The sequence below is a fragment of the Kitasatospora sp. NPDC004289 genome, from assembly GCF_053602875.1.
Genome location: NZ_JBSGEL010000026.1, coordinates 1 through 23,316, shown reverse-complemented (window position 1 = coordinate 23,316; position 23,316 = coordinate 1). Strand labels below are relative to the sequence as shown.

Below are 23,316 nucleotides of genomic sequence, written 5' to 3'. Positions count from 1 at the left end.
TTGATCATCAAGCACCCTAACCCGAGCCGACGGCCGCTGTCGGTAGGGAAAACCCGACCTCCGGCCCTCGACCCAGACCCCCTGACGGGGAGGGGGCGCGCGGCTGGAATGGAGCCGTGCCGAAACGACTGTTCACACCATCGATCACCTTGCCGGACCGAGGAGTTGGGAGTGCCTGGTGGCTCGCCGCCGCCGGCTACGCGCTGGCGCTCGCCGCGCTGTCCGGGCTGACGCCGCACCGGGTCTGGGGCGGCTGCGCCGCCGTCGGTTACCTGGCGGCCGCCGCCCTCGCGGGACGGTCGCGCGGCCGGGCCGCGGCGCTGCCGGCGGCCCTGGCGGGGAGTGTCCTGCTGCCGCTCGTGGTGCTGCTGACGAACGGTCAGGCACAGAGCGAGGTCGGGGTGGTCGCACGCTCCGCCGAGGTCCTGCTGCGCACCGGGACCCCGTACCTGGCCGAACCGCAGGGGGTGGACGACTACAACCCCTACCTGCCCGGCATGGCGCTGTTCGGACTGCCCGCCCGGCTGCTCGGCGACGGTCCGGGCGTGCTCCCGGTGCTCGGGGACCCCCGGCTGTGGTGCGCCGCCGCGTTGGTGCTCTGCCTCGTCGGCGCGTCGGCCCTGGTGCGGCGCGGCGGCCGGCCGGCGGGGGCCGGGGCCGGGCGGGTGGTCGGGCGGTTGGTCTGGCCCCTGGTGGCCTCCCCGCCGGTGGCGCTCCCGCTCTGCGTGAGCGGCGTGGACCTGCCGCTCACCGGGCTGCTCGTCCTCGGGCTCGCCCTCGCGGCCCGGCGGCGGCCGGTCGCCACCGGGCTGGTGCTGGCCGCCGCCTGCTCGCTCAAGTGGACCGCGTTGCCCGCCGTCGCGGTGGCGGCCGCCCTGCTGACGGCTGGTCAGGCGGTGGGTCGGGCGTCGGGTCAGGCAGCGGGCCAGGCATCCGGCGGGGGACGGCGTCCCGCCGCGCGGTGCCTGGCGGCGTGGGCGGCCGGGACCTCGGTGCTGGTGCTGCCCGCCCTGGTGGCCGTGCCCGGCCGGCTGGTCGAGCAGGTGCTGCTCTTCCCGACCGGCCGGGGCGCCGTCCCGACCCCGGCCGCCAGCCCCTTGCCCGGACGGCTGCTGGCCGAGCTCGGGCCGGTCGGCCAGTACACCGCCGCCCTGCTGCTGTGCGCCGGAGCGGCCGTGGTCGCGGCCTCGCTCCTGGTGCGCCCGCCCCGGACGCTGCTCGCCGCCGCGGACCGGCTCGCGCTCGGACTGACCGTCGCCTTCCTGCTCGCGCCGGCCGGCCGGTTCGGCTACCTCGCGCTGCCGCTCCTGCTCGCGCTCTGGGCCCGGCTCGCGGCTCCGGCGGACAGCTCCGCGCCCGCCGCCGCGCCCGTCGCCCTGGCCGCGCCCGCCGCCTTGGCCGGCCCGGCTCTGCGGGCCCGCTCGCTCGCCTCCTGAGTCCCCGTCAGCCACCGCAGAAACCCCGAGAGGTCACCACCGTGGGCACCACCCTCGTCATCACCAACGACTTCCCGCCCCGCCAGGGCGGCATCGAGACCTTCGTGCACGCCATGGCCACCCGGGTCCCGGGTCACGACGTGGTCGTCTACACCTCCGCCGAGCCGGGCGCCGCCGACTTCGACGCCACCCTGCCGTTCCCGGTGGTCCGCGACCGCGCCCGTACCCTGCTCCCCACCCGCCGGGTCACCGACCGCGCCGTCCGACTGGTTCGCGAACACGGCTGCGACCGGGTGTGGTTCGGCGCGGCGGCCCCGCTCGCCGCGATGGCCCCCGCGCTGCGCGAGGCGGGCGTCGAACGGATCGTGGCCACCACCCACGGCCACGAGATCTGGTGGGCCCGGGTGCCCGGCGCCCGCAGGCTGCTGCGCCGGGTGGGGGAGAGCGCCGACGTGGTCACCCACCTCGGCGAGTACACCCGGGCCCGGATCGGCCCGGCGCTGGGCCCGCGCGCCCGGCTCAGCCGACTGGTGCCAGGGGTGGACGCGGAGGTGTTCCGCCCGGAGGCGACGGCGGACCGGGGCCGGGCGGTCCGCGACCGGCACCGGCTGCACGACCGCCCGGTGGTGCTGTGCGTGGCCCGGCTGGTGCCCCGGAAGGGGCAGGACGTGCTGATCCGCGCGCTGCCGCTGATCCGCCGTGCGGTGCCGGAGGCCGTCCTGCTGATCGTCGGTCAGGGGCCGGACGAGCGGCGGCTGCGCGGGCTGGCCGCCGGGCTGCCCGAGGGCTCGGTGGTCTTCGCCGGCGGACGCGGCCACGCGGAGACCTCCGCCTACTACGCGGCGGCCGACGTCTTCGCGCTGCCCTGCCGCACCCGCCGGGCCGGGCTGGAGGCGGAGGGGCTGGGCATCGTCTACCTGGAGGCCGCCGCCAGCGGCCTGCCGGTGGTCGCGGGGGACTCCGGCGGGGCCCCGGACGCGGTGCTCGACGGCTTCACCGGTCTGGTCGTCGACGGCCGGGACGTCGCTGGCGTCGCCCTGGCGGTCATCCGGCTGCTGCGCACTCCGGAGGGCGCCGCGATGGGCCGCGAGGGCCGGGCCTGGGCCGAGCGGGCGTGGGCCTGGGAGGGCTCCGCCGCGCACCTCGACGCGCTGCTAACGCCCGGGCCGGCGATGTCGGGGCCGTCGGCGCCGTCTGGGCCGTAGGCAGGCCGACCCGGCGGCACCGGTGGATCGGCCGTGCCCGGCTCTGGCCCTCGGCGGGTGGATCTCCCTAACATGAGCACCCCTCGCGTTTTCGGAGCCATGCTCGCCCTGCGGAAGGAATCCCATGACGGACCGTCACGACCTGCCCCCCGGTTTCCGCTGGGGCGTGGCCACCGCCGCCTACCAGATCGAGGGCGCCGCCCGGGAGGACGGCCGGGGGCCGTCGATCTGGGACACCTTCACCGCGCGCGAGGGCACCGTCCGGGACGGCCACACCGGCGACACCGCCTGCGACCACTACCACCGCTGGCCCGAGGACGTCGCGCTGATGCGTGAGCTCGGGGTGGACGCGTACCGCTTCTCCATCGCCTGGCCGCGCGTCCGGCCCACCGGCCGGGGCGCGGTGAACGGCGCCGGGCTGGCGTTCTACGACCGGCTGGTCGACGCGCTGCTGGACGCCGGGATCGAGCCGCTGCCCACCCTCTTCCACTGGGACCTGCCGCAGGCACTGGAGGACGGCGGCGGCTGGCTGGAGCGGGACACCGCGTACCGCTTCGCCGAGTACGCCGCCGTGGTCGCCGACCGTCTCGGCGACCGGGTGCGCAGCTGGATCACCCTCAACGAGCCCTTCGTGCACATGGTCTACGGCTACGCCCTCGGCAACCACGCCCCGGGGCGGGCCCTCCTGCTGGACGCCCTGCCGGTGGCCCACCACCAGCTCCTCGGCCACGGGCTGGCCGCCGCCGAACTCCGGGCCCGGGGCGGGGCGGTGCTGATCACCAACAACCTCACCCCCGTCCGTCCCGCCTCCGGCTCGGCGGAGGACCTGGCGGCCGCCGAGGCCTATGACATCCTGCACAACCGGCTCTTCAACGACCCGGTCCTGCTGGGGAGTTACCCCGACCTCTCGGCCTTCGGCGTGTCCGCCGACCTCGGCGGAGCGGTCCGCGACGGCGACCTCGAACTGATCGCCGCCCCGCTGGACGGACTGGGCGTCAACTACTACAACCCGACCCTGATCACCGCTCCCGCCGACCCCGGCCTCCCGTTCGCCGACGCCCCGATCGAGGGCGTCCCGCGCACCGCCTTCGGCTGGCCGGTGGTCCCCGACGGCCTGCGCGAACTCCTGGTCGGCCTGCGCGGGCGCTACGGTGCCGCCCTGCCCCCGGTCACCATCACCGAGAACGGCTGCTCCTACCCCGAGGACCTCGACGACCAGGACCGCATCGAGTACCTCTCCACCCACCTCGACGCCCTCGCGGCTGCCGCCGCCGAAGGCGTCGACGTCCGCGGCTACTTCACCTGGTCCCTGCTCGACAACTTCGAGTGGGCCGAGGGCTACCACCAGCGCTTCGGCCTGGTGCACGTCGACTTCGACTCCCAGAAGCGCACCCCCCGCGCCTCCTACGCCTGGTACCGCGACCTGATCGCCCGTCACCACACCCTGCACGCGCGCCAGGTGTACTGACGCGCGGCTCCGTTCGGCGCGGGACGTGGGCCGCCGGCCTCGCCCGCGTCGATCGGACGGCCGGGGCGTGGGAAGATCGGTTCACCGACGGCATCCGTACCGGAGCGGTCGGCAGAGCCGTCCGAACCGTGATCGAGGAGCAGCTGTGACCGAGCAGCCCGGCCCGCAGCAGCGCATCGCCGAGGTCATCCGCCCGGCCATGCTCGACGGCCTGCAGGACGCCCACCTGACCGGCAGGCCGGGCACCGAGCTCATCAACCAGTGGGCCGACTGGATCGCCGCGGTCGTCGCCGGGCAGGTGGTGCAGTCGATCGCGGCCGAACGCGACGCCTTCGCGGACCGGGTGGACACCCTCAGCCAGGTCGCGAAGCGCAACCTGGAGGGGCAGAAGGACGCCGCCCGGGAGGTGCAGCGACTCGAGGCCCGGGTCGCCGAGCTGGAGGCGGAGCTGACGCGGCTGCGCGAACCCGGAGCGGTGGTCCCCGGCCCGGAGGTGGTGCCCGACGCGGGATCCGCGGCCGGCGAGCCCGCCGGGTCGCTCCGGGACCGGCTCCGCGCCAAGTACCCCGCGACGGCGGAGGCCCTGGACCGCCGGGACGCCCGGGCCGATCCGGGCCCGGACGCCGACGGGCTGCCCGGATGACCGGGTCCGCTGGCTGATCGCTGCTCGCCGGTGGTGTGTTCGGACGTACCGCGTTTCCTCGGGAGCGGCCGCTCGTTGGTCTCGCTGGGCCCTGTGGCCCGCGAACGGAGCAGCTCATGCGAGTGACCGACATCCAGCGTTGCGAGATCCGCCCCGGACATCTCGTGGAATGGACCCTGCATCCGGCGGCCGTCGAGGTCGCCGCCGGACTGCCGGACGACGCGCGTCGGCCCGCGTACGTCCAGGAGGCCCACGTGCGGACGGCGCGGACGGTGCGCGAAGGGGGGCTGTCGGTCCCGACCTGGCTCGGCACCGCGTTCGACGTCCCGGGGAGGGTCGACCTCGACGTCCTCCAGGAGGCGCTCAGGGTCTGGACGCTCCGGCACGAGACGCTGCGCAGCGGATTCCGCTGGGCCGGTGACGAACTGCGCCGCTTCACGCTGGCCGCCGAGGCCGTGCGGCTGCACCGCACGGACGCCGGGGACTTCCCGGACGGGGCGGTGCTGGCCGAGTATCTGCAGGATCGTTTCGACGTGGCGGCGGACGCGCTCACCTGGCCGAACTACGTGTTCGCCGCCGTCGTCCGGGACGACGGCACCAGCGTCTACATGGCGTTCGACCACACGAACGTCGACGCGTACTCGCTCCAGCGCATCGCCGCGGAGATCCACGAACTGTACGCGGCCGGCCTGGACGGCCGTACCGTCCACGCGCCGGAGGTGGCCAGCTACATCGACTTCGGCGCGACCGAGCGCGCCGAGGCCGACCGGATCGACGACACGGACGCGGTGGTCGCCCGCTGGAGGGAGTTCATCGCCCGGTGCGGCGGGAAGCTGCCGAACTTCCCCGTCGACCTCGGGCTCGACCCCCAGGGGCCTTTGCCCGCACAGAAGTTGATGAACGAGATGCTCGTGGGTGACGCGGACGCGTCGGCCTTCGAGGCGTACTGCCGCCCGTACGGTGGGAGCCTGATCGGCATCCTCGCCGCCACCGCTCTGATCGTCCGGGAGCTGGGCGGCCAGGAGGTGTACCGCACCGTTCTGCCCTTCCACACCCGGGCGCACTCCCAGTGGGCGGACTCGGTGGGCTGGTACGTGGGCGTCGCGCCGATCGAGGTGCCGGTGGGGCGGGCGCCGGACTTCGACAGCGCCTTGCGGATGGTCCGCACGACGCTGCGGCAGAACCGGGCGCTGTCCCGGGTGCCCATCGCCAAGGTGCTGCGGCTGCTGGGATCCGACTTCCGGCCCACCTCGCCGGACCTGTTCTCGATCGTCTCGTTCGTCGACGCGCGCGGTTGCCCCGGGGCCGAGCGCTGGCACGACCTCAAGGCGTACACGCTGCTGCGGGTCTCGTACGGCGACCAGGTCTGTGCCTGGACCACCCGGATCCACGAGGGCCTGCAAATCGCCAGCCGCTACCCGGACACCGACCCGGCGCACAAGAACATCCGGCTGTACGTCGAGCAGCTGCGGGAGTTGATCGTCTCGGTGGCGCAGCGGTACCGCGCCGCGCTCGCCACCACGGGCGGCGCCGTCCTTCCCGGACCTCCCCGGCAGCACCCGCGCGCGGCCGCCGACGCGGGAACCGGTAGCAGGGTGCCGCGATCCTGACCGTGGGTCAGCCGGATGCCCCGGACGGTGTTCACCACCCTGTGACTCGACCACGACCGGCGTGGACCTACCGGCCGGGAACGGTGCATCGGAGTCGGCCTCAGTCGTGGCCGTCCCCGTCGGGCAGGCCGAGGCCGATGCCGTCTCCGGCCCGGCGATGGGAGTGCTGCGACGCGTCGTGGGCGGCCAGGGCGGCGCGCAGGGTCAGTTGGTCGGCGCCCCGGGAGGCGTCCAGGCCGGTGAGCTCGGCGGCCCTGCGGAGGCGGTAGTCGACGGTGTTGGGGTGGACCAGCAGCCGGGCGGCGGTGCCGCGCCGGTCGAGGCCGGAGGCGAGGTAGCCGCGCAGGGTCTCGAGCAGGTCGGGGCGCACGGACAGCGGGGCGAGCAGGGCAGCGAGCCGGTCCCGGGCCGGGCTCGGGCGGCTGAGTTGGTACTCCAGCAGTACGTCGTCGAGCAGGTACAGGCCGGGGCCGCGGCCGGAGGCCCGTGCCACCTCGCGGACTTCGGCCACCAGCCGGGCGGCGCCCGCGACGCCCTCGGGCGGTGCGGTGGCCGCCGCCACCAGCAGCTCCGCGCCGCACCGTCGACCGAGCTGCTCGACCAGGCGGGAGAGACGGTCCCGGTCGGCCTCGCCGAGGCCGGCCGGCGGGGCGTCGGAGGGGATCAGCACCAGGCCGCTGTTCCCGGACAGCCCCGACAGCAGATCGCCGTTGGTCCGGCGCTGCAGTTCGTGGCGCAGGCGCCGGAGCTTGCGCCGGCCCGCGACGGCGTGGTTCACGCCCGGCAGCAGCTCGTCCGGGTGCGGGCCCACGGTGATGCCCAGCACCAGGTAGCCGGCGGGCAGCGGCAGGCCGGCCCGGTCGGCGGCGGCCCGCGGGTCGCCGCCCTCCAGCAGCCTGGACAGCAGCTCCTGCCGGGCCACCTGCTCGTCGCCCAGGGCCGCCTGCCGCTCCTGGACGTACCCGGCCGCCACGGCGCAGCTCACCAGCCGCAGGTAGTCGAGCAGCCGGTGCTGGACCCGCAGCACGTCCGGCAGGTCCTCGGGCCCGGCGGCGGCCAGCACCCGGGCCGCGCACTCCTGCGCGCCGAAGTGGTAGGCCCCGACGACGGCCTCCAGCGGCACGCCCTCGTCCGCGCGCCGGGCCGAGGACTCGCTGATCCGGGCGAGTTCGGCCTCGCCGGGCAGCTCACCGGTGCGCAGCGTCTCGGTGAACGCCCGGATGCCGCGGTCGACTTCGCGGGTGATCTCGCCGCGGAGCTGCTCGGAGGGCAGTGCCCCGTAGGCGGGCAGCTGCTCGACCAGCCGGGCCATCACGGCGGGCGCCAGGACGGCGGCGGCGGCCCGGAGCCGTTCGTGGACGGGGGTGCCGCCGAGCCGTGGCACCGTCTCGTGGGGCGTCGGGCTGGACACGGGACTGGACACGGTCACAAACCACCTCGCGAATCTCTGGTGCACGGCCCGGGGACACTCCGCCGTGCCGCCGCCATCATGTTTCCGGGACGTCACTTACCCGTTGGTAACACGTTCACCGGTGTACCACCCGACGTCTGCGGACCCCGACCGCACCGTCCACCGGACCCTCACACCCACCCACCCCACGGGGGACCCCACATGCGCAAGCACACCTCCCGGCTGCTCGCCGTCGCCGTCACCGCCGTCCTGGCCGCAACGCCCTTGGCGGCCACCGCGGTTCCCGCCTCGGCCGCCACCGCCTCCGCCTCGGCCGACTCCTTCTACGCCTACGACGGCAGCGCGCCGCTGGCCTCCTTCGAGCCGGGCGCCGTCCTGAAGACCAGGACCCTGACCTACCACCTCGTGGGCCTGCCCACACCGGTGCGGGCGATCCAGCTGCTCTACCGCACCACCGACGCCCAGGGCCGCCCCGCCGCCAACGTCACCACCGTCGTGCGCAGCCTGACCGGTGACTCCACCAAGGCGGTCTCCTACCAGTCCTTCTACGACTCGCTCGACCCCACCGACAGCCCGTCCCGCGCGATCGCCGGTGACCTGAGCCTCGGCGGGCTGATCCCGAACGCCGAATCGCTGTTCCTGATCCCGGCCCTGACGCAGGGTTACAACATCGTCATCCCGGACACCGAGGGGCAGAGCGCCGACTTCGCGGCCGGCCCGGAGTACGGGACCAACACCCTGGACTCGATCCGCGCCGCCGTCAGGTCCGGGGCCACCGGCATGAACGCCGACACCCGCTTCGGCCTGCTCGGCTACTCCGGCGGCGCCATCGCCACCAACTGGGCGGCCGCGCTGGCCCCGTCCTACGCACCGGACGTCAACGCCAAGCTGGTCGGCTTCAGCGAGGGCGGCCTGCTGGTGGCCCCGGCCCACAACCTCAAGTACGTCGACGGCTCGCTGGCCTGGAGCGGTGTCATCCCGATGGCGGTGATCGGCGTCTCCCGCTCCTTCGGCATCGACCTCAAGCCCTACCTCAGCGACTACGGCCTGTCGGTGTACCGGCAGCTGGAGGACGGCTCGATCATCGACGCCGTCGGCCACTACCCGGGACTGACCTGGAAGAAGATGGCCAAGCCGCAGTACTCCGACCCCAACTCGGTGCCGGCCTTCGTCGACGCGGTCAACCGGGTCAACCTCGGCTCGGCCCCCACCCCGACGGTCCCCGGCCAGATCGCCCAGGGCAACGGCGGCGTCCTGGAGGGCACCTTCGCCAGCCCCGCCGGCATCGGCACCGGCGACGGCGTCATGGTCGCCGGGGACGTCCGCGCGCTCGCCCGCCAGTACTGCGCCACCGGCAACGGCGCGATCACCTACCAGCAGTACAACCTGCTCAGCCACCTCGGCGCCGCCGTCGCCTGGGCCCCCACCGCCTTCGTCTGGATGAACGACCGCTTCGCCAACCGCCCCGCCCCCAGCGACTGCGGCCACATCCCGGCCGGCAACGACCTCACCCCGGAGCGCGCCGTCCCGGCCTCCTGACGGAGGCTCAGCCGCCCGTCCGCGTCGGACGGTCCGCGGTCGCCAGCCGGTGGAGCAGCTCGACGGTCTCCTCCCGGTGCGAGGCGAAGGCCCCGTGATCGCTGTGCCAGGTGACGGTGTGCGTCGCGCGGGCGGCGAAGCGGCGCTGCAGCTCCGGGTGCACGGCCCGGTCCTCGGAGCACAGCACGTAGGTGCTGGGCCGCTCGCGCCAGGCGGCGCGGACGGTCGGCTGGAGGCCGGCCGCCATCACCTGGGGGACCAGCCGGGCGGTGTGGCGGGCGCGCTCCTCCTCGCTCAGCCGGGCGTGGAAGAGGGCGCCCGCGGCCTCCGGGTCGATCGTGGTGGTGCCGGCGCGGTCGCCGACCATGGCCGACACCAGACCGGTCGGCGGCGCGCCGGCCAACAGCCCGAGGGCGGTCTCGCCCTGATCGGGCATCATCGCGGCCAGGTACACCAGGTGGCCGATCCGGCTCGGGGCGAGGCCGGTGATCACGGCCCCGCCGTACGAGTGGCCGCACACGACGGCGGGGCCGTGCCCGGACAGCCCGTCAAGTGCGGCCTCGGCCGCGGCGACGTCACCCGCCAGCGAGCCGCGGTGCAGCTCGGCGACCGCCACCGGAACGCCGCGGTCCCGCAGCCCGGCCGCGACGCCGTCCCAGGCGTGCCCGGTGTGCCAGGCGCCGTGCACCAGCAGCACGCCGCAGGACGGCTCGGCTGCGGGGGCGGAGGAGGAAGGGTTCATGACGGGCCTCTCGGTGCTCGTGGGTCCATGGCCGCAGGGCCGCACCGCGTGTCGGTGCGGCCCTGCGGCCATGAGAGTCACCGGCCCGGCAAAAGGATTCGGGCGGTCTGTCAGTACTCCACCGTTGGCGACGGCTTCATCGAGCTGGCTCAAACGGTTCGACCTGCTCAGCCGCATCGTGGGCAGCTTCCTCGCCCTGGAGCCGCCCACGGTGCGGAGCTGACGGCCCGTCGTCACCTCGCCGACTCACGGCACCCCGTGCACAGCGACCGAACTGGCCACCGCCGTGGTGCTGGATCTGGGTGTCGCTCCAGGGCAACTCTGTGCTGTGATGGGGGTCCCAGTGCCGAGGCGCGGAGCACGTATCAGTGGGCCCCGACGGTGTAGCGGAGGTTCGGGCGGCAGTGCCACGCGTGGTTCGGGGGTTGCGGGTGGACGATGCCGAAGTCGGGAACGGGGTAGCGGCACCTGCGCCGGACGACCGCCTGCCACAGGCCACCGCCCCGGCCCAATCCAGGACGCCGAGCGCACGGCCGACCAGCCGGGCGGCAGCCTGCCGTGAGGGGGGAAACCCGTGTCGAGAGCCAGGTCGACACTCTCGGGCGCCAGCTCCACGGCGTCGAGCGTGTCATGCACGGTGGTGGTCGACTCGACTGGAGAGGGCGGAAGTTCACCCATGTCGAGGCGGAGGTAGCCGCCCTGCCCATCGCGTACCCGGGGAACCCGGTGCCGACGGCACCGCGCTGCCACAGCCGCCCGCAGGCGACCGTGACCACGAGGTCCTTGGGAAGGTCCTCGCCCAACTGACGGGCGAAGGTCTGCACGGAGTCGGCCAGCCGTTCGTCCGGGACCACCTCGAGCGCCGGCCGGCCGCTCCGCACCTCGGGGCTGTGCCAGTGTGCGATCCGGCTCTGGGTTTCAGGAGGCGCCGTGTCCGGCCCTGCCTTGAGACAGGGCCGGACACGCGTACGTCAGCTCATGCCACCAGTAGGTGCGGCGATGATGGAGAAGACGTACAGGATCGTGGGCAGTGCTCCGAGGAGCGTGATGACCGCGACCAGTACAGCCACCGGGCGAGGGGTGCTGCGCAGCATCCACACGAGGGAGCCCACCAGGGTGAAGAATGCCAGGGCGACGATCCCGGCGGTCAGCACGGCAGACATCTGAACTTGCATGCAGCTCTGTCCTTTTGGTGTGAGGTGTCCAGTCCGATTGCTGGCGCGCTACGAAGAGCAAAGATCTTTGACCCCTTGGTAGGAGGGGCGACTCTTCGGCAACGCGCCAAGACTGACGCTAGCTCAGTTACGGTCTGCGCCAACAGCGTTAGGGAAAACGAAAAGAGGTGAGGACCCCGGGCTACCACCCCCGAGGGTCCTCACCTGCAACGCACGATGGACTGGACAAGTCACACGACGTCTGACCCAAGTATCAGAGCAAGGGCTAAACGATCGCGAAACGGTAGTTCTCACAGGTCACTTAACGATCCCTAAGTGCCCTGTTACTGTGTGAGAGTGGCAACAGACCTACAGTTCCTCTTGTTGGGGCCGGTGGCTGCCCGCCGGGCAGGAGTGCCGTTCACGCTGGGTCCGCCTCAGCGAAGGGCCCTGTTGGCAGTCCTGTTGCTCGCCCGCTCGCAGGCAGTTCCGGTAGCTGTGATCCGGGAGCGGCTGTGGCCAACAGGAGCGCCGGCCAGGGCGATCGATGCGATCCAGGTACACGTTCACCACCTGCGTCGGGGGCTCAGGGAACACGGCGGGGCCAGTGCCCGGGTGCCGGACCTCGCCGGCTATCCGGGCCACTCGCGAGAGCAGGCCAGCTACGCCCTACACGTTGAAACCGAAGCGGTTGACGTCCTTGTCTTCCAGCGGCGAGCCGACCGGGGGCGGGAGTTGGAGGAGAAGCACGACTACAAGGGTGCTCTTGAGATGTGCATCACGGCGGAGTCGTGGTGGCGGGGTGAGCCCCTGGCGGACCTGGAACCCACGCCCTACGTGCGTACGGTCCGCCAGGGGCTGAACGACCTGTATCAGGACGTCCGGACTCGGGCTGCCCGGGTCCGGATGAGGACCGGGGCGTTCTCCGACGCCATTGTCGACCTACAGCAGCTGAACCTGGACCACCCGGGCAACGACAGGATCGTGGTCCTGTTGTCGACCGCGCTGGCCATGACTGGGTCTCACCGGCATGCGCTGGAACTGCTCGATGGTGAACTGGCTCGCTGGGAGGAGCAGTACGCACGAGTGCCGGAGCGGCTGTTGCGGCAGCGCGAACTGGTCGTTTCAGGAAGGCTGGTGGAGGAGTGGGGATGATCGAGGCTCGCCTTCTCGGTCCGGTGAGTCTGGTGTCCGATGGAGTCCCGGTGAACCCTGGGGGTCCGAATGGCCGGACACTGCTGACTGCGCTGCTGTTGTCGCCCGGGCGGCAGGTTCCTGCGGAGCAGCTCGTCCTGGACGTCTGGGGTGAGACTGCTCCGGTGCGGGCGCGAGCCCAGCTGTACTCCCTGATCAGTCGCCTACGCGGACAACTCCGAACGTCGGGCGGGGGAGTGACGGTCTCTCGCCATGCGCGGATGGAGAGCTACTCGTTGGACATCGCACCCGAGTCAGTGGATTCCACTCGATTTCGTGCCCTGCACCGGGACGCCGTCGATGCGTTGGCTGATGGTCAGGCGGAGCATGCGTTCGCGCTGTCCGAGCAAGCACTGGAGTGCTGGAGTGGACCGGCACTGAGCGGTGTCAAGGCACACGGGCGACTGGAGGTCGAACGGCGTGGGCTGGAGGAGCTACGACTGGAGGTACTGGCACTACGTCACGACGCTGGTCTGCGACTCGATCGACTGGCAGCCGTGATCCCTGGGTTGCGTTCGTTGGTAGCCGAATTTCCCAGCCGGCGACGATTCAAGGACCAACTGGCGGAAGCACTGGAGCGGTCCGGCCGATCCGCCCAGGCCTGGGAGTTGAGACATGAGTACGAGCAGCAGGGCCGTGCTTCCGATGGCTCGGTCGATGTAGTGCCCCAGGCACCGGTCGGGGTCACGACCGCCCTTGGGTCTCGGCCGGCCGGTCCAAGGAAGGCCGGGGGCTCCTTGCGAGCGGATTCGGACATGCCTCAGATCTCTTTGCTGGGTCCGGTGCGGGCCTGGATCGGGGGCCACGAGATCCCTCTCGGGTCACCCCAGCAGAGGGCGGTGCTCACCATGCTCGCCGCACAACCCGGCGGACCGGTCTCCATCCCGGAGCTTGTCGACGGAGTCTGGGGCGACCGCCCTCCACCGCAGGCGGTCGCGGCGGTCCGCACCTACATGTCACGCCTTCGAGCGGTCTTGGAACCGGTGAAAGAGATGCCGAGCTCAGCCGCCCGGATCGTTGGTACGAGCGACGGCTATGCCCTGCTGTTGCCCCGGGAAGCAATTGATCTCCATCTGTTCGAGGACACGCTCGCTGAGGCGTGGTCGGCCCAGTCGGTCGGGGATGCCAGGGCGACCGCACAGGCAGTGACGGCGGCATTGGATCTCTGGCGAGGTGGCCAGGCATTGGCGTCGGTGACAGGTCCCCATGCGGAGATGCTGCGGATCAGGCTTGAGGAGCGTCGAATCGCAGCCCAAGAACTTCGGTTCGAGTCTGAGCTGGCGCTGGGCGGCGGTCCTGAGCTCATCGCGGAGCTGTCCCAGACGGCTAGTCAGCACCCGCTACGCGAGCGGCTACGCGAGTTTCTGATGATTGCTCTGTATCGTGCAGGACGTCAGGCCGAGGCTTTGGGAGTCTACGCCGACACTCGCAAGCTGCTGATCGACGAACTCGGAGTCGAGCCGGGAGTCGGGCTGTCTGCCGTGCACGCCCGTATCTTGTCTGCGGACCCAGAACTCCTCCCTGAGCTGCCTGCAGTCTCTCGACAGGCACCGCCGACGAACGCGTTCGTCCCCCGGCCGCCAGCTCAACTTCCGGCAGACCTTACGGACTTCACCGGCCATCATGAGCTGGTTCACAGACTGACCGAAGATCTGCTGGGCGGGGGCGGGCCAGCGGTGCAGGTGCAGGTGCTCCGGGGAATCGGCGGAGTGGGAAAGACGACGCTTGCCGTGCACGTGGCCCACAAGGTCAGGCTCGCCTTCCCGGATGGCCAGCTCTATGCCAATCTGCGCGGCACTGGCGCAGCCCCAGCTGATCCGGCGACGGTGTTGGGTGACTTCCTGTACGCGCTGGGAGTGCATGACGTTCCGGACTCGTACGAGCAGCGTGCCGCCCTGTACCGTTCGTTGCTGGCCGACCGACGGTTGCTCGTCGTACTGGACAATGCCAGAGATGCCGAACAGGTTCAGTCGCTCATCCCCGGGGTCTCCGGAAGCGCTGTGCTGGTTACCGGTCGTTCCCGGTTGGTCGGGATGTCTGGCGTACGCGTATGGGATGTTGACCGGCTGACGGAGGCCGACGCCTTGGAGCTGTTCGCCGCAGTCGTGGGGGATGGTCGCGTCGGAGCCGAGCTGGAGGCGGCGCGCGCTGTGGTGTTCGCCTGTGGACTTCTCCCACTTGCCGTCCGTATCGCCGCCGCGAGGCTGGCCAGCAGGCCGCGGTGGAGCGTGTCGGACTTGGCCCGGCGGCTAGCCGATCAGCAGCGCCGACTCGACGAACTTCAGCTGGGGAACCTAGCGGTAGAGACGACGATCGGGCTCGGGTACCACCAGTTGTCGAGTGAGGAGTCCCGCGCGTTCCGGCTTCTTTCGGTGGTCGATTCCTCCGAGCTGCCGCTCTACGCCATTGCCGCGCTGATCGGCAAGGACGAGACCAGCGCTGAGAATCTCGCCGAGGGCTTGGTCGAGGCCAACATGCTGGAATCCCACTCCCCCGGTAGGTATCGCTTCCACGATCTTCTGTTGCTCTTCGCGCAGCGACAGAATGAACGGGTGGGTGATTCCGATGAGCAGAAGGCTGCGCTGGGGCGACTGCTGACCATCCTCCGGGCGATGGTGTATGACACAGCGCAGGAGCCGAATCTCGGTGATGAGTTTCCCGATTCGCCGGGAATGAAGCGCAGCGCTGCCTCGGCGCAGGTGGAGGGTGTCCGAGATGTTCGAGACTGGCTCAACTCCAGCCGCGCGATGATCCTTGGTGCAGTCGAGGCCGCATTCTCTTGGGCAGGGCTCGAACATCTTGCCATGGATGTCGTCGTTGCGCTGACCACAGCCCTGAACGGCTGGGAGTCGACGTGGAGGTTGCGCGCAATCCTCGACGATGCTGCCAGCTCGCGACGGTATCAGTCGGATGCGTATCTCCTTGCGCGGATCCGGTACGTGCAGGGTGACTTGTTCGCAACAGGAGGTGAGTTCATAAAAGCAGAGGAGGTACTTCGTGAAAGCATTTCCCTGCTGTGGAAGGAGGATCATCCCCGGCTCAGCGCGATGGTTTCTCTTCGCCTGGCCGGCGTACTCAGCGTCACCGGCCGATCCGGCGAGGCGCTGCCCCTGTATGACAAGGCGCTGGAGATTTCCCGTCGTTTGGGAGCCGCTCTGACGGAGATTCGGATTCTTGCGAACGTGGCGAGGGCCTACGTGCAGTCAGGACGGCCGGAAGCCGGAGTTCAGTCAGCGCGAACGGCAGTCGAGGCGGCACGCTTGACAGGTAGCGCGCCGATTCTCGCCGATGCACTGTACCAACTCGGTGTCGTGCTCAACGCCACCGAGGAACCGGGCGAAGCTGCTGATCACCTGAGCGAGGCGCTGACGTTGTACCGAACCGAGCAGAGTCGACTCTGGGAGTGCTACTCACTCGCCAGGCTTGCTGCGAGCTTGCTGGCGAGCGGACGGTACTCGGAGGCGGCCGCTGCGGCCGGCCAGGCGCTGGCCATCGGTCAGGAACTGGACGCTGCATACTGCCAGGGCCTCGCCCACGCAGCGCTGGGCGAGGCCCTGCTACGGCTGGGCCAGCAGGCAGCCGGGCTGCAGAGTCTTCGCGAGGCGCACTCGGTGTTCGAGCGGCTCGGGGTGCCGGAAGCCGCAGCGGTGGAGGAACGCCTTGAAGCGATAGTGATGGATCACGGCAGTTCGGAGGTTTCCTGGTAGCCCTGAACCCGCTGCGCGCTGTCACTCCAAGCGTCGGAAGAGATGTAGGCCGCTCTCACCGAACCTGGCGGGTAGGGCTCGACCATTTCTCTCCCCCCGCCGAGGCCGACTGGCATGGGGCGTGAAGTGGCCCTGGCAGCTGGGTCTGTTGTGCGCCAGAGCCACCGCGTGGCGGTTCCTGATGCGGCTTGGTGACTGGAAGCCTGACGATCAGCGCAGGAGGGTGTCCAGGAAGGGGTTGCCGAAGACGTGGTGGGGGTCGAGGCGGTCGAGGGTGGTGACGGCCTCGGTCCAGTCGGGGAAGGAGGCGGGGATGGTGGTGGTGAGGAGGGTGGGGTCGGACCAGGCGGCGGTGTCGGTGTAGGCCCAGCCCTTGGACCATTCGACCCGGAGGGCCGCGCGGGTGCCGTCGAAGAGGGCGAGCAGGGCCTGTTCGAGGTCGCGGCAGAAGCGGTGCAGGCCGGGGGTGCCGGGGAGGGTGAGGATGTCGAGCCAGAGGGCGGTGTCCCGGTCGGGGTGGGCGGGGTCGGGGCGCAGGGCGGAGAGCAGGGCGGGCCGCGCGCCGGGGATGCCGGTGGCGGCGGGGTCGTCCAGGCCGGTGACGCGGATCTCGACGGCGCCGTTGACGGGGTACTCGCCGCGCTGCTGGTACTCCGTCAGCAGGCGCTCGTAGGTGGTGGTGAAGGCGTTGACCGCCCACTGGAGGTCGGCCCGCCGCAGGTGGACCGCGTAGCCGTTGGCGGTGACCCGCAGGGTGGTGGGGCGGACGTACTGCAGGAGGGCCCGGGAGGGGCCCCAGAGGTCGGAGCGCAGGCCGTCGGCGAGCAGGTGGGTGAGGAGCTCGCCGGTGAGCAGGGAGCGCAGCAGGCCGCTGGAGAGCAGGACGTCGGTGAGGTCCCCGGTGAGGCCGATCTTGGTGATGAGGAACTGGAGCTGCCCGAAGACCGGGGCCAGTTCCGGCGCGCCGGAGACCAGTTGGCCGGCCAGGTCGGCGACCGGCTTCGGGATGTTGTCGGAGAAGGGGTAGTTGTAGGGCTCGGTGACGGTGCGGGCGGCGAACGGCCGCCCGGGGGTGAGCCGCCAGGTCTTGAGCCAGGGGTGGGTGGTGAAGGCGTACCAGATCGCCTCGGCCCGGCCGTCCCGGTCGACGAAGGAGGCGAGGGTGCGGGCACCCGCGGTGCCCGGGGCGGCGAAGAGCTCGGTGGCCGGGACGTCGACCCGGCTGACGCAGCGCAGCGGACGGTCGGGCCCGACCCGGAGCACCGCCTCGGTGAGGAAGGCCCGGCCGAGCTGGACCAGCAGGGCGCCGGCCTCGGCCTCGGTGCGGTCGTAGGTGCGGAGCGCGTAGCGGCCGGCGGTCCCGTCCCAGACCACGGCGGTGAGCGAGACCACCTGGTTGGAGAGCGAGCCGTAGCCGTGGCCGGCCGGGGCGGTCTCACCGGCCGCCGGGACGGCGGTGCCGTGGCCGCCGATCGCGAGCACGCCGCCGACGGTGAGGTCGCCGGGGGCGGGGCAGGCTGTGACGCCGAGGCCCTGCTCGGCGAGGCGGGCCAGCAGGTCCTCCATCGCGGCGCCGGTCTGCACCCGCACGGTCGGTGCGCCGGACACCGTCGCCCCGGTGAGGGTGACGGCGGTGAGGTGGCGGGTGGTGTCGACCAGCAGGACGCGGGCGGTGGACGGGGTGCCGGGCGCGACGGTGAGCGGGGCCCAGCCGTGCCGGTGGCCCTGCGGGCGCAGCCGCCAGCCGGCGGCGCGGGCCCAGTCCGCGAGTTCGGCGACCTGCTCCGGGGTGGTCGGCTCGCAGACCCAGAGCGGGTCGGTGCGGACCTCCCCGGCCCAGTTCTCGAACACCTGCTGGTACGGGACCAGCCCTCCGGGGAGACCGGCGGGGGCGGCGCCGACGGCCTGCGCGCTGTCGGGCCCGACGGTGCCGCGCAGCAGCCAGGCCGCGCCGGCCGTGCCGAGGGCCGCGGCGAGCGTCTGACGGCGCGTCAGTCCCCGGTCGGTGTGCTGTGGTTGCCCTGCTCGTTGGTCTGTCACGCGGCGACGCTACCAATGTGGATCATCCGACGGGCCGGTTTCGGCCCGGGGCGGGGCGGTTCCGGACGAGGTGGGGGGAGGTTGGTCACGGCGCCGCCACGACTTGATATGGTTCCTCGCGAATCATCCAGAGGGGTGGAGGGACCGGCCCTACGAAGCCCCGGCAACTCCCCGTTCGACCCGGCGTCCGAAGTACGCGCCGTGCCGTGCGGGAGCAGTGCCAACTCCGGCCTGTCGCCACTGTGGCGCGGGAAAGATGAGGAGACACGGTGCTCTCTGTGCTGTCCTTCGCCCGGGCGCTACCCGCCCCGGCGCTTTCGCGTACCCGTTTCGTGTCCGGCGCAGGCATTCGGCCCACTTCTGCGGCCTTCCCTCGCTGACCACCCCCGGCTCCCCGCACGGAGCCGCCGCGGGCGGACCCACCCGCCGTCCGCGGTTCTGAGACGGAGTACACCCATGGAAACCATCAGCGGCGTCGGCGTCCTCGACAAGGTCACCTCGATCCTCGGCACCCTGGAGGCCGGCCCGACCACCCTGGCCGGGCTGGTCGCCGCCACCGGCCTGGCGCGGCCGACCGCCCACCGGCTGGCGGTCGCGCTGGAGCAGCACCGGCTGGTCGCCCGCGACATCGAGGGCCGGTTCACGCTCGGCGCCCGGATCGGCGAACTGTCGGCGGCGGCCGGTGAGGACCGCCTGCTGGCGGCGGCCGGGCCGGTGCTCGCGCACCTGCGCGACGTCACCGGGGAGAGCGCCCAGCTCTACCGGCGGCAGGGCGAGATGCGGATCTGCGTGGCCGCGGCGGAGCGGCTCTCCGGCCTCCGGGACACCGTCCCGGTCGGGGTCACCCTTCCGATGCGGGTCGGGGCCGCGGCCCAGATCCTGCTGGCCTGGGAGGAGCCGGAGCGGCTGCACCGGGGCCTGCAGGGCGCCAGCTTCACCGCGACCGCGCTGAGCGGGGTGCGGCGGCGGGGCTGGGCGCAGGCCGTCGGGGAGCGCGAGCTCGGGGTCGCGTCCGTCTCGGCGCCGGTGCGCGGCCCGTCCAACCGCGTGGTGGCGGCCGTCACGGTGTCCGGCCCGATCGAGCGGCTCAGCCGCCACCCCGGCGCCCGGCTGGCCCAGGCCGTGGTGGACGCCGCCGAACGCCTCACCGAGGCCGTCCGGCAGTCCTGAGCCCGGGCCGTCCTGAGCCCGGGCGGTCCTGAGCCCGGCGGTCACGAGAGCGCTGGGCCCGGCCGGTTCTGAGCCCTGAGTCGGGCAGCCGGGTGACCCGAGGGGTCGTCAGGGGTTCGCCCGGCGGACGCGCCGGGCCCGGAGGTACTCGCGTGCCAGCAGGCGGAGCGCGGCGCCCTTGGGCGGGCCGGCCGGGCGCCGGAGGAGGGCGGGGAGGTCGGCCCGGGCGGCGCGGGAGGTGAGCGCGTCCAGGCCGACCATGCAGCGGACCATCGGACGGTGTGAGGGCGGGGCGAGGTCGATCACGGCGCGGCCCTCGGCGAGGGTGCGGTCGGCGTGGTCGAGCTGAGCGGTGATCAGGGCCCGGACGGCCGGGAGGTCGGCGGCCCGTTCGAGGTCGGGGCGGGTGACGCCGTGCCGCTCCAGGACCTCCTGGGGGAGCGTCAGCCGGCCGTCGGCCAGGTCCTCGGCGAGGTCGGCGACGAAGTCGATCCGCTGGGCGGCGTCGAGGTAGGTGCGGCAGGCGGCGCGGTAGTCGCCCTGGTCACCGTCCGGGCCGAGCAGGGTGGCGACGACCAGGAAGGCGGGCAGCGCGTAGGCGTCCAGGTAGGCCTGGTAGTCCGCCTCGGTGGCGAAGCCGGGGAAGTCGAGGTCGGCGAGGGCACCGGCCAGGTGCTCCGGCACCAGCGTGCGCAGCGCGGGGTGGGCCTCGACGGTGTGCAGGAACGGGCGCAGCTCGGGCTGGTCGGTGGCCCCGGTGGCGAGGGCACGCTCGACCTCGTGCTCCCACCGCGCGTACGCCGCCCGCCGTCCCTCCGGAGGGCCGCTGTCGAGCAGGGTGTCGGTGCGGTGCATGTAGGCGGTGGCAGCGATCACGTGCGGCACCAGACCTGCGGGGAGCAGCAGTTGGGCGGCCAGCGCGGCCTCGCGCCGGTACCGCGTCACCTGCCGCCGCTGCCGGGTGTAGTCCTCCCGCAGCCCGGGGTCGGTGATCCCGGCCGCGTCCAACGCCCTCGTCCAGCCACTCATCCCGGGCCCGCCCCTCTCCTTGATCGTCTCCGCGAACCCTAACCGGACCCTCGGAGTTCCGAGGTGTCCGGGCGGCGCGGGTCCGGGGACGATGGGCCGGGGCGGCGCCGGCCGCCGGAGGAGGGTGGGGCGTGCGCAGGGTGTGGTGGGTGCTGCTGGCCTTGGCAGCGGCGTTGGTGACGGTGCCGGGGGTGGCGTCCGGGGTGGCGTCGGCGGAGCGGAGTGCGGAGCGTCCGGCGTTCCAACTCCCGTTCCCCTGCGGGTCGGTGTGGCAGTTGAACACCTGGGGCCATGACCCCGCGCTGGACATGGTGGTGGACGGGAACACCGGCTCGGACGGCCTTCCGGTGCTGGCCTCGGCGGCGGGCACGGTCTCCGCGACCTACCGGGACAACGGCTCGGGCAACACGATCCAGATCAACCACGGCGGCGGCTGGTTCACCGCCTACTACCACCTCAAGGACGCCCCGGACGCGTACGTGAAGAAGGGCGACCGGGTGGCCGCCGGTGCGGCCATCGGCCGGATCGGCACCTCGGGGGCCTCCAACTGGGCGCACCTGCACTACGAGCAGCGCTACCTCGCCAAGGGCGACTTCACCGACGAGCGCCACCGGGTGCCGTCCCTGCTGGACGGCGTGCGCTACTCGGGCCCGAACGCGAGCTGGACCGGCGTCGTCAGCCGCAACTGCGCGGGCGCCCCGCCCGCCTGGCAGGACTGCCCGAGCGGCTACGTCTGCTTCTACGACGGCCCGGACGGCACCGGTTCGGTCTGCCGCTCCGACTCCGACCAGCCGGTGAGCAGCTGCGGGTTCCGCCGCTCGTACTTCAACAACGGCTCGCCGCAGCCCGGTTACGACCACGTCCAGGTCTCCTTCCAGGGCGGTGGGGGGCTCTGCCTGCACCGCGGCTGGACCGAGGGCCGCGGCAGCCTGCCGGACGGCGGGAAGGTCGTCGAGGGCTTCGTCTGGCGCGGAGAGTGCTGAGAGCGGTGAGGCCGGTGAGAGCTGTAGGAGCAGTGAGAGCTGTGAGAGCGCCGGGACACCGGACGGAGTGCTGATCCGGTGACCGCTCCAGCGGTGATCGTTATCTGAACGATGTGTTCCGCTCGTTACCCTTCCTCCACCACCAGTGGGGAGGGGTATCGGCGCGTGTACAGCATCATCGTGGTTCCGGGGCCGGGGATGGAGCCGGAGGGGCAGTTGCGGCTCGCCCCCGGCGAGGGCGTCCGCTTCGGACGTGAGGGAGGGTCAGGAGACCTGGTCATCCGGCACGGTGGCGTCTCCAGAGTCGCCGGGGAGATCACCGCCGACGGGAGCCACTGGCTGCTCAGCAACCTCAGCCGCTCCGCCACCTACGTGGTGGAGAACCCGGAGGGCGCCGGCGAGCACCTCAAGGTCTCCCCGGGGCGGCTCGGCGCACCGGTGCCCTTCGAGTTCTCCCGCCTGGTCCTGCCGGCCGGGTCGGAGCTGGTCACCCTGGACGTCTGGGCGCCCCGGCACGACTACGCCGACCGCGACCTGCCGGCCTTCCCCGGGGGCGAGCCCACCCTGCTGGCGTTCCCCCTCGACCGCTCCAAGCGGTACTTCCTGGTGCTCGCGGCCCTGTGCGAGGCACGCCTGCGCACCTCGCCGCACGCCGCCCTCCCCACCGTCGACCAGGTGGTCGAGCGGCTGCGCCCGCTCTGGCCGGCCGCCAACCGGGCTGCCGTGCAGTGGAACATCGACTACCTGGCGGTGAAGCTGCGGATCAAGCCGGGCCCGGAGAGCTCCGACCCGGGCCCCCGGCTGGCGGGCAAGAAGGACTCGTTGGTCTCGCTGGCCCTCCGCTTCGACCTGGTGCGCGAGGACGACCTCGGCCTGTTGGACCTCGGCGGCGCGACCGCCCTGGGGCCGGCGGTGGCGGGGCGGGCGGCCTGTCCGACGGTGGCCCCGGAGGCGGTTGACCAGGAGCCGGTGGCCTGTCCGGCGGTGGCCGCGGAGTCCGTGGCCGCGGAGTCCGTGGCCGTGGAGCCGGGCGGGGCCCGGTGACCGGCCGTGGTGACGGGCCGTCGGACCACGTGGCCGTCCCGGCCGGCTACCGGATCGGGCCGTGGACGGTCGGCCGGCCGCTCGGCTGCGGCGCCTTCGGCACCGTCTACGCCGGCCTGCGCACCGTGCCGGTGGCCGGGGTGCCCAGCCGGGCCGCCCTGAAGATCCTGCCGACCGGTACCCGCAGCCCCCGCCAGCTCGCCCACCTGCGCGAACTGGCCGAGCGGGAGGTGGAGTTGCTCCGCAAGGTACGGGCACCCCGGCTGATCCGGCTCTACGAGGTGCGGACGGTGGACGACTCCGCCCGGCCCGAGATCGACGGGGCGAGCGTGCTCGTCCTGGAGGAGGCGGAGCGCTCGCTGGACGACCTGCTCACCGCCGGCCCCGTCCCGCGCGGCGGTCCCGCCCTGCTGGTCGACGTCTGCGCGGGCCTCGACCAGCTGCACCGGGCCGGCTGGGTGCACGGTGACCTCAAGCCCGGCAACGTGCTGCTGATGGCCGACGGCACCGCCCGCCTCGCCGACTTCAACGTGGCCGCCGAGCTGGAGGGCACGCACGCCTACGCCCCGGTCTTCGGCACCGCCGACTACACCGCGCCGGACCTGCTCTGGTGCGAGATCGGCGAACGCGGCCGCAAGGTCCGCCCGAGCGCCGACATCTGGGCCTTCGGCGTGCTGGCCCACCTGGTCCTCACCGGCGGCCACCCCCTGCCCGGAGGCACGCCCGGCGCCCGGCGCGATGCCGCCCTGCGGTACGCGCGGGGCGAGGAGGAGCTGCGCCTGTCGCCCGAACTGCCCGAGCAGTGGCGCCCCGTGCTCATGGACTGCCTGGCCCGCCGGCACGAGGACCGGGCGCCTGTGTCCGTACCCAGGCGCTGGCATCGAGAGTTTCCGACCGAGTTAGAAATGGGGTACCGCATGTACGCGATCGTTCGCGCAGGC

General features: G+C 72.5%; 16 protein-coding genes, 1 pseudogene and 1 riboswitch. Of the genes and pseudogenes, 12 read left to right on the top strand and 5 right to left on the bottom strand.

Annotation, left to right across the window (positions count from 1 at the left end; all coding sequences use genetic code 11):
- Positions 1 to 149 precede the first annotated feature (149 nt).
- The 5 genes from ACWEPF_RS19110 (at position 150) to ACWEPF_RS19090 (ending at position 6,362) form a co-directional block, all read left to right on the top strand.
- Complete coding sequence (locus tag ACWEPF_RS19110; protein ID WP_452173510.1) at positions 150 to 1,436, top strand: hypothetical protein; 1,287 nt, start codon at positions 150 to 152, stop codon at positions 1,434 to 1,436.
- Between the two features lie 41 nt (positions 1,437 to 1,477).
- Complete coding sequence (locus ACWEPF_RS19105; protein ID WP_452173509.1) at positions 1,478 to 2,641, top strand: glycosyltransferase family 4 protein; 1,164 nt, start codon at positions 1,478 to 1,480, stop codon at positions 2,639 to 2,641.
- Between the two features lie 124 nt (positions 2,642 to 2,765).
- A complete protein-coding gene (locus ACWEPF_RS19100) occupies positions 2,766 to 4,109 on the top strand; it encodes a GH1 family beta-glucosidase (RefSeq protein ID WP_452173508.1) in 1,344 nt (447 codons plus the stop codon).
- Positions 4,110 to 4,254: 145 nt separating this feature from the next.
- Entirely contained in the window at positions 4,255 to 4,752 is a 498-nt protein-coding gene (locus ACWEPF_RS19095; protein WP_452173507.1) for a hypothetical protein, read from the top strand.
- Between the two features lie 116 nt (positions 4,753 to 4,868).
- Positions 4,869 to 6,362 (top strand): condensation domain-containing protein, encoded by a 1,494-nt coding sequence (locus ACWEPF_RS19090; protein WP_452173506.1) that lies wholly within the window; start codon positions 4,869 to 4,871, stop codon positions 6,360 to 6,362.
- A gap of 100 nt (positions 6,363 to 6,462) precedes the next feature.
- On the opposite strand, the gene ACWEPF_RS19085 is transcribed toward ACWEPF_RS19090, so the two are convergent.
- A complete protein-coding gene (locus tag ACWEPF_RS19085; protein WP_452173505.1) occupies positions 6,463 to 7,785 on the bottom strand; it encodes a PucR family transcriptional regulator in 1,323 nt (440 codons plus the stop codon).
- Between the two features lie 189 nt (positions 7,786 to 7,974).
- Between ACWEPF_RS19085 and ACWEPF_RS19080 the strand changes: the two genes are divergently transcribed.
- The gene (locus ACWEPF_RS19080) at positions 7,975 to 9,312 is read left to right on the top strand and encodes a lipase family protein (protein ID WP_452173504.1); all 1,338 of its coding nucleotides are present in this window, start codon (positions 7,975 to 7,977) and stop codon (positions 9,310 to 9,312) included.
- Between the two features lie 7 nt (positions 9,313 to 9,319).
- On the opposite strand, the gene ACWEPF_RS19075 is transcribed toward ACWEPF_RS19080, so the two are convergent.
- Positions 9,320 to 10,054, bottom strand: coding sequence for an alpha/beta hydrolase (locus ACWEPF_RS19075; RefSeq protein WP_452173503.1), 735 nt, complete (start codon positions 10,052 to 10,054; stop codon positions 9,320 to 9,322).
- A gap of 971 nt (positions 10,055 to 11,025) precedes the next feature.
- Entirely contained in the window at positions 11,026 to 11,229 is a 204-nt protein-coding gene (locus ACWEPF_RS19070) for a hypothetical protein (protein ID WP_452173502.1), read from the bottom strand.
- A gap of 432 nt (positions 11,230 to 11,661) precedes the next feature.
- Between ACWEPF_RS19070 and ACWEPF_RS19065 the strand changes: the two genes are divergently transcribed.
- Both ACWEPF_RS19065 and ACWEPF_RS19060 read left to right on the top strand, forming a co-directional pair.
- On the top strand, positions 11,662 to 12,363 hold the full coding sequence (locus ACWEPF_RS19065) for an AfsR/SARP family transcriptional regulator (RefSeq protein WP_452173501.1): 702 nt from the start codon (positions 11,662 to 11,664) through the stop codon (positions 12,361 to 12,363).
- Complete coding sequence (locus ACWEPF_RS19060) at positions 12,360 to 16,109, top strand: AfsR/SARP family transcriptional regulator (RefSeq protein ID WP_452173500.1); 3,750 nt, start codon at positions 12,360 to 12,362, stop codon at positions 16,107 to 16,109. The genes ACWEPF_RS19065 and ACWEPF_RS19060 overlap by 4 nt, the downstream gene beginning before the upstream one ends.
- A gap of 210 nt (positions 16,110 to 16,319) precedes the next feature.
- On the opposite strand, the gene ACWEPF_RS19055 is transcribed toward ACWEPF_RS19060, so the two are convergent.
- Positions 16,320 to 18,149: a cholesterol oxidase substrate-binding domain-containing protein gene (locus tag ACWEPF_RS19055; protein ID WP_452173499.1), complete on the bottom strand. Its 1,830-nt coding sequence runs from the start codon at positions 18,147 to 18,149 to the stop codon at positions 16,320 to 16,322.
- A gap of 120 nt (positions 18,150 to 18,269) precedes the next feature.
- Positions 18,270 to 18,412: riboswitch (SAM riboswitch) on the top strand.
- Positions 18,413 to 18,605: 193 nt separating this feature from the next.
- Between ACWEPF_RS19055 and ACWEPF_RS19050 the strand changes: the two genes are divergently transcribed.
- Positions 18,606 to 19,319: an IclR family transcriptional regulator gene (locus tag ACWEPF_RS19050; RefSeq protein WP_345288705.1), complete on the top strand. Its 714-nt coding sequence runs from the start codon at positions 18,606 to 18,608 to the stop codon at positions 19,317 to 19,319.
- A gap of 108 nt (positions 19,320 to 19,427) precedes the next feature.
- Here the strand turns inward: ACWEPF_RS19050 and ACWEPF_RS19045 are convergent, their stop codons facing one another.
- Positions 19,428 to 20,348, bottom strand: a complete 921-nt coding sequence (locus ACWEPF_RS19045; protein WP_452173498.1) for a phytoene/squalene synthase family protein — start codon at positions 20,346 to 20,348, stop codon at positions 19,428 to 19,430.
- Positions 20,349 to 20,479: 131 nt separating this feature from the next.
- Here ACWEPF_RS19045 and ACWEPF_RS19040 point away from each other — a divergent pair, with 131 nt between their 5' ends.
- From ACWEPF_RS19040 to ACWEPF_RS19030, 3 genes and pseudogenes are all read left to right on the top strand, one after another.
- The gene (locus tag ACWEPF_RS19040) at positions 20,480 to 21,331 is read left to right on the top strand and encodes a peptidoglycan DD-metalloendopeptidase family protein (protein WP_449795228.1); all 852 of its coding nucleotides are present in this window, start codon (positions 20,480 to 20,482) and stop codon (positions 21,329 to 21,331) included.
- 165 nt (positions 21,332 to 21,496) lie between these two features.
- Positions 21,497 to 22,210, top strand: a pseudogene (locus tag ACWEPF_RS19035) (FHA domain-containing protein); the annotation flags it as partial.
- 161 nt (positions 22,211 to 22,371) lie between these two features.
- On the top strand, positions 22,372 to 23,316 hold a 945-nt coding region (locus ACWEPF_RS19030), incomplete at its 3' end, for a serine/threonine-protein kinase (protein WP_452173497.1).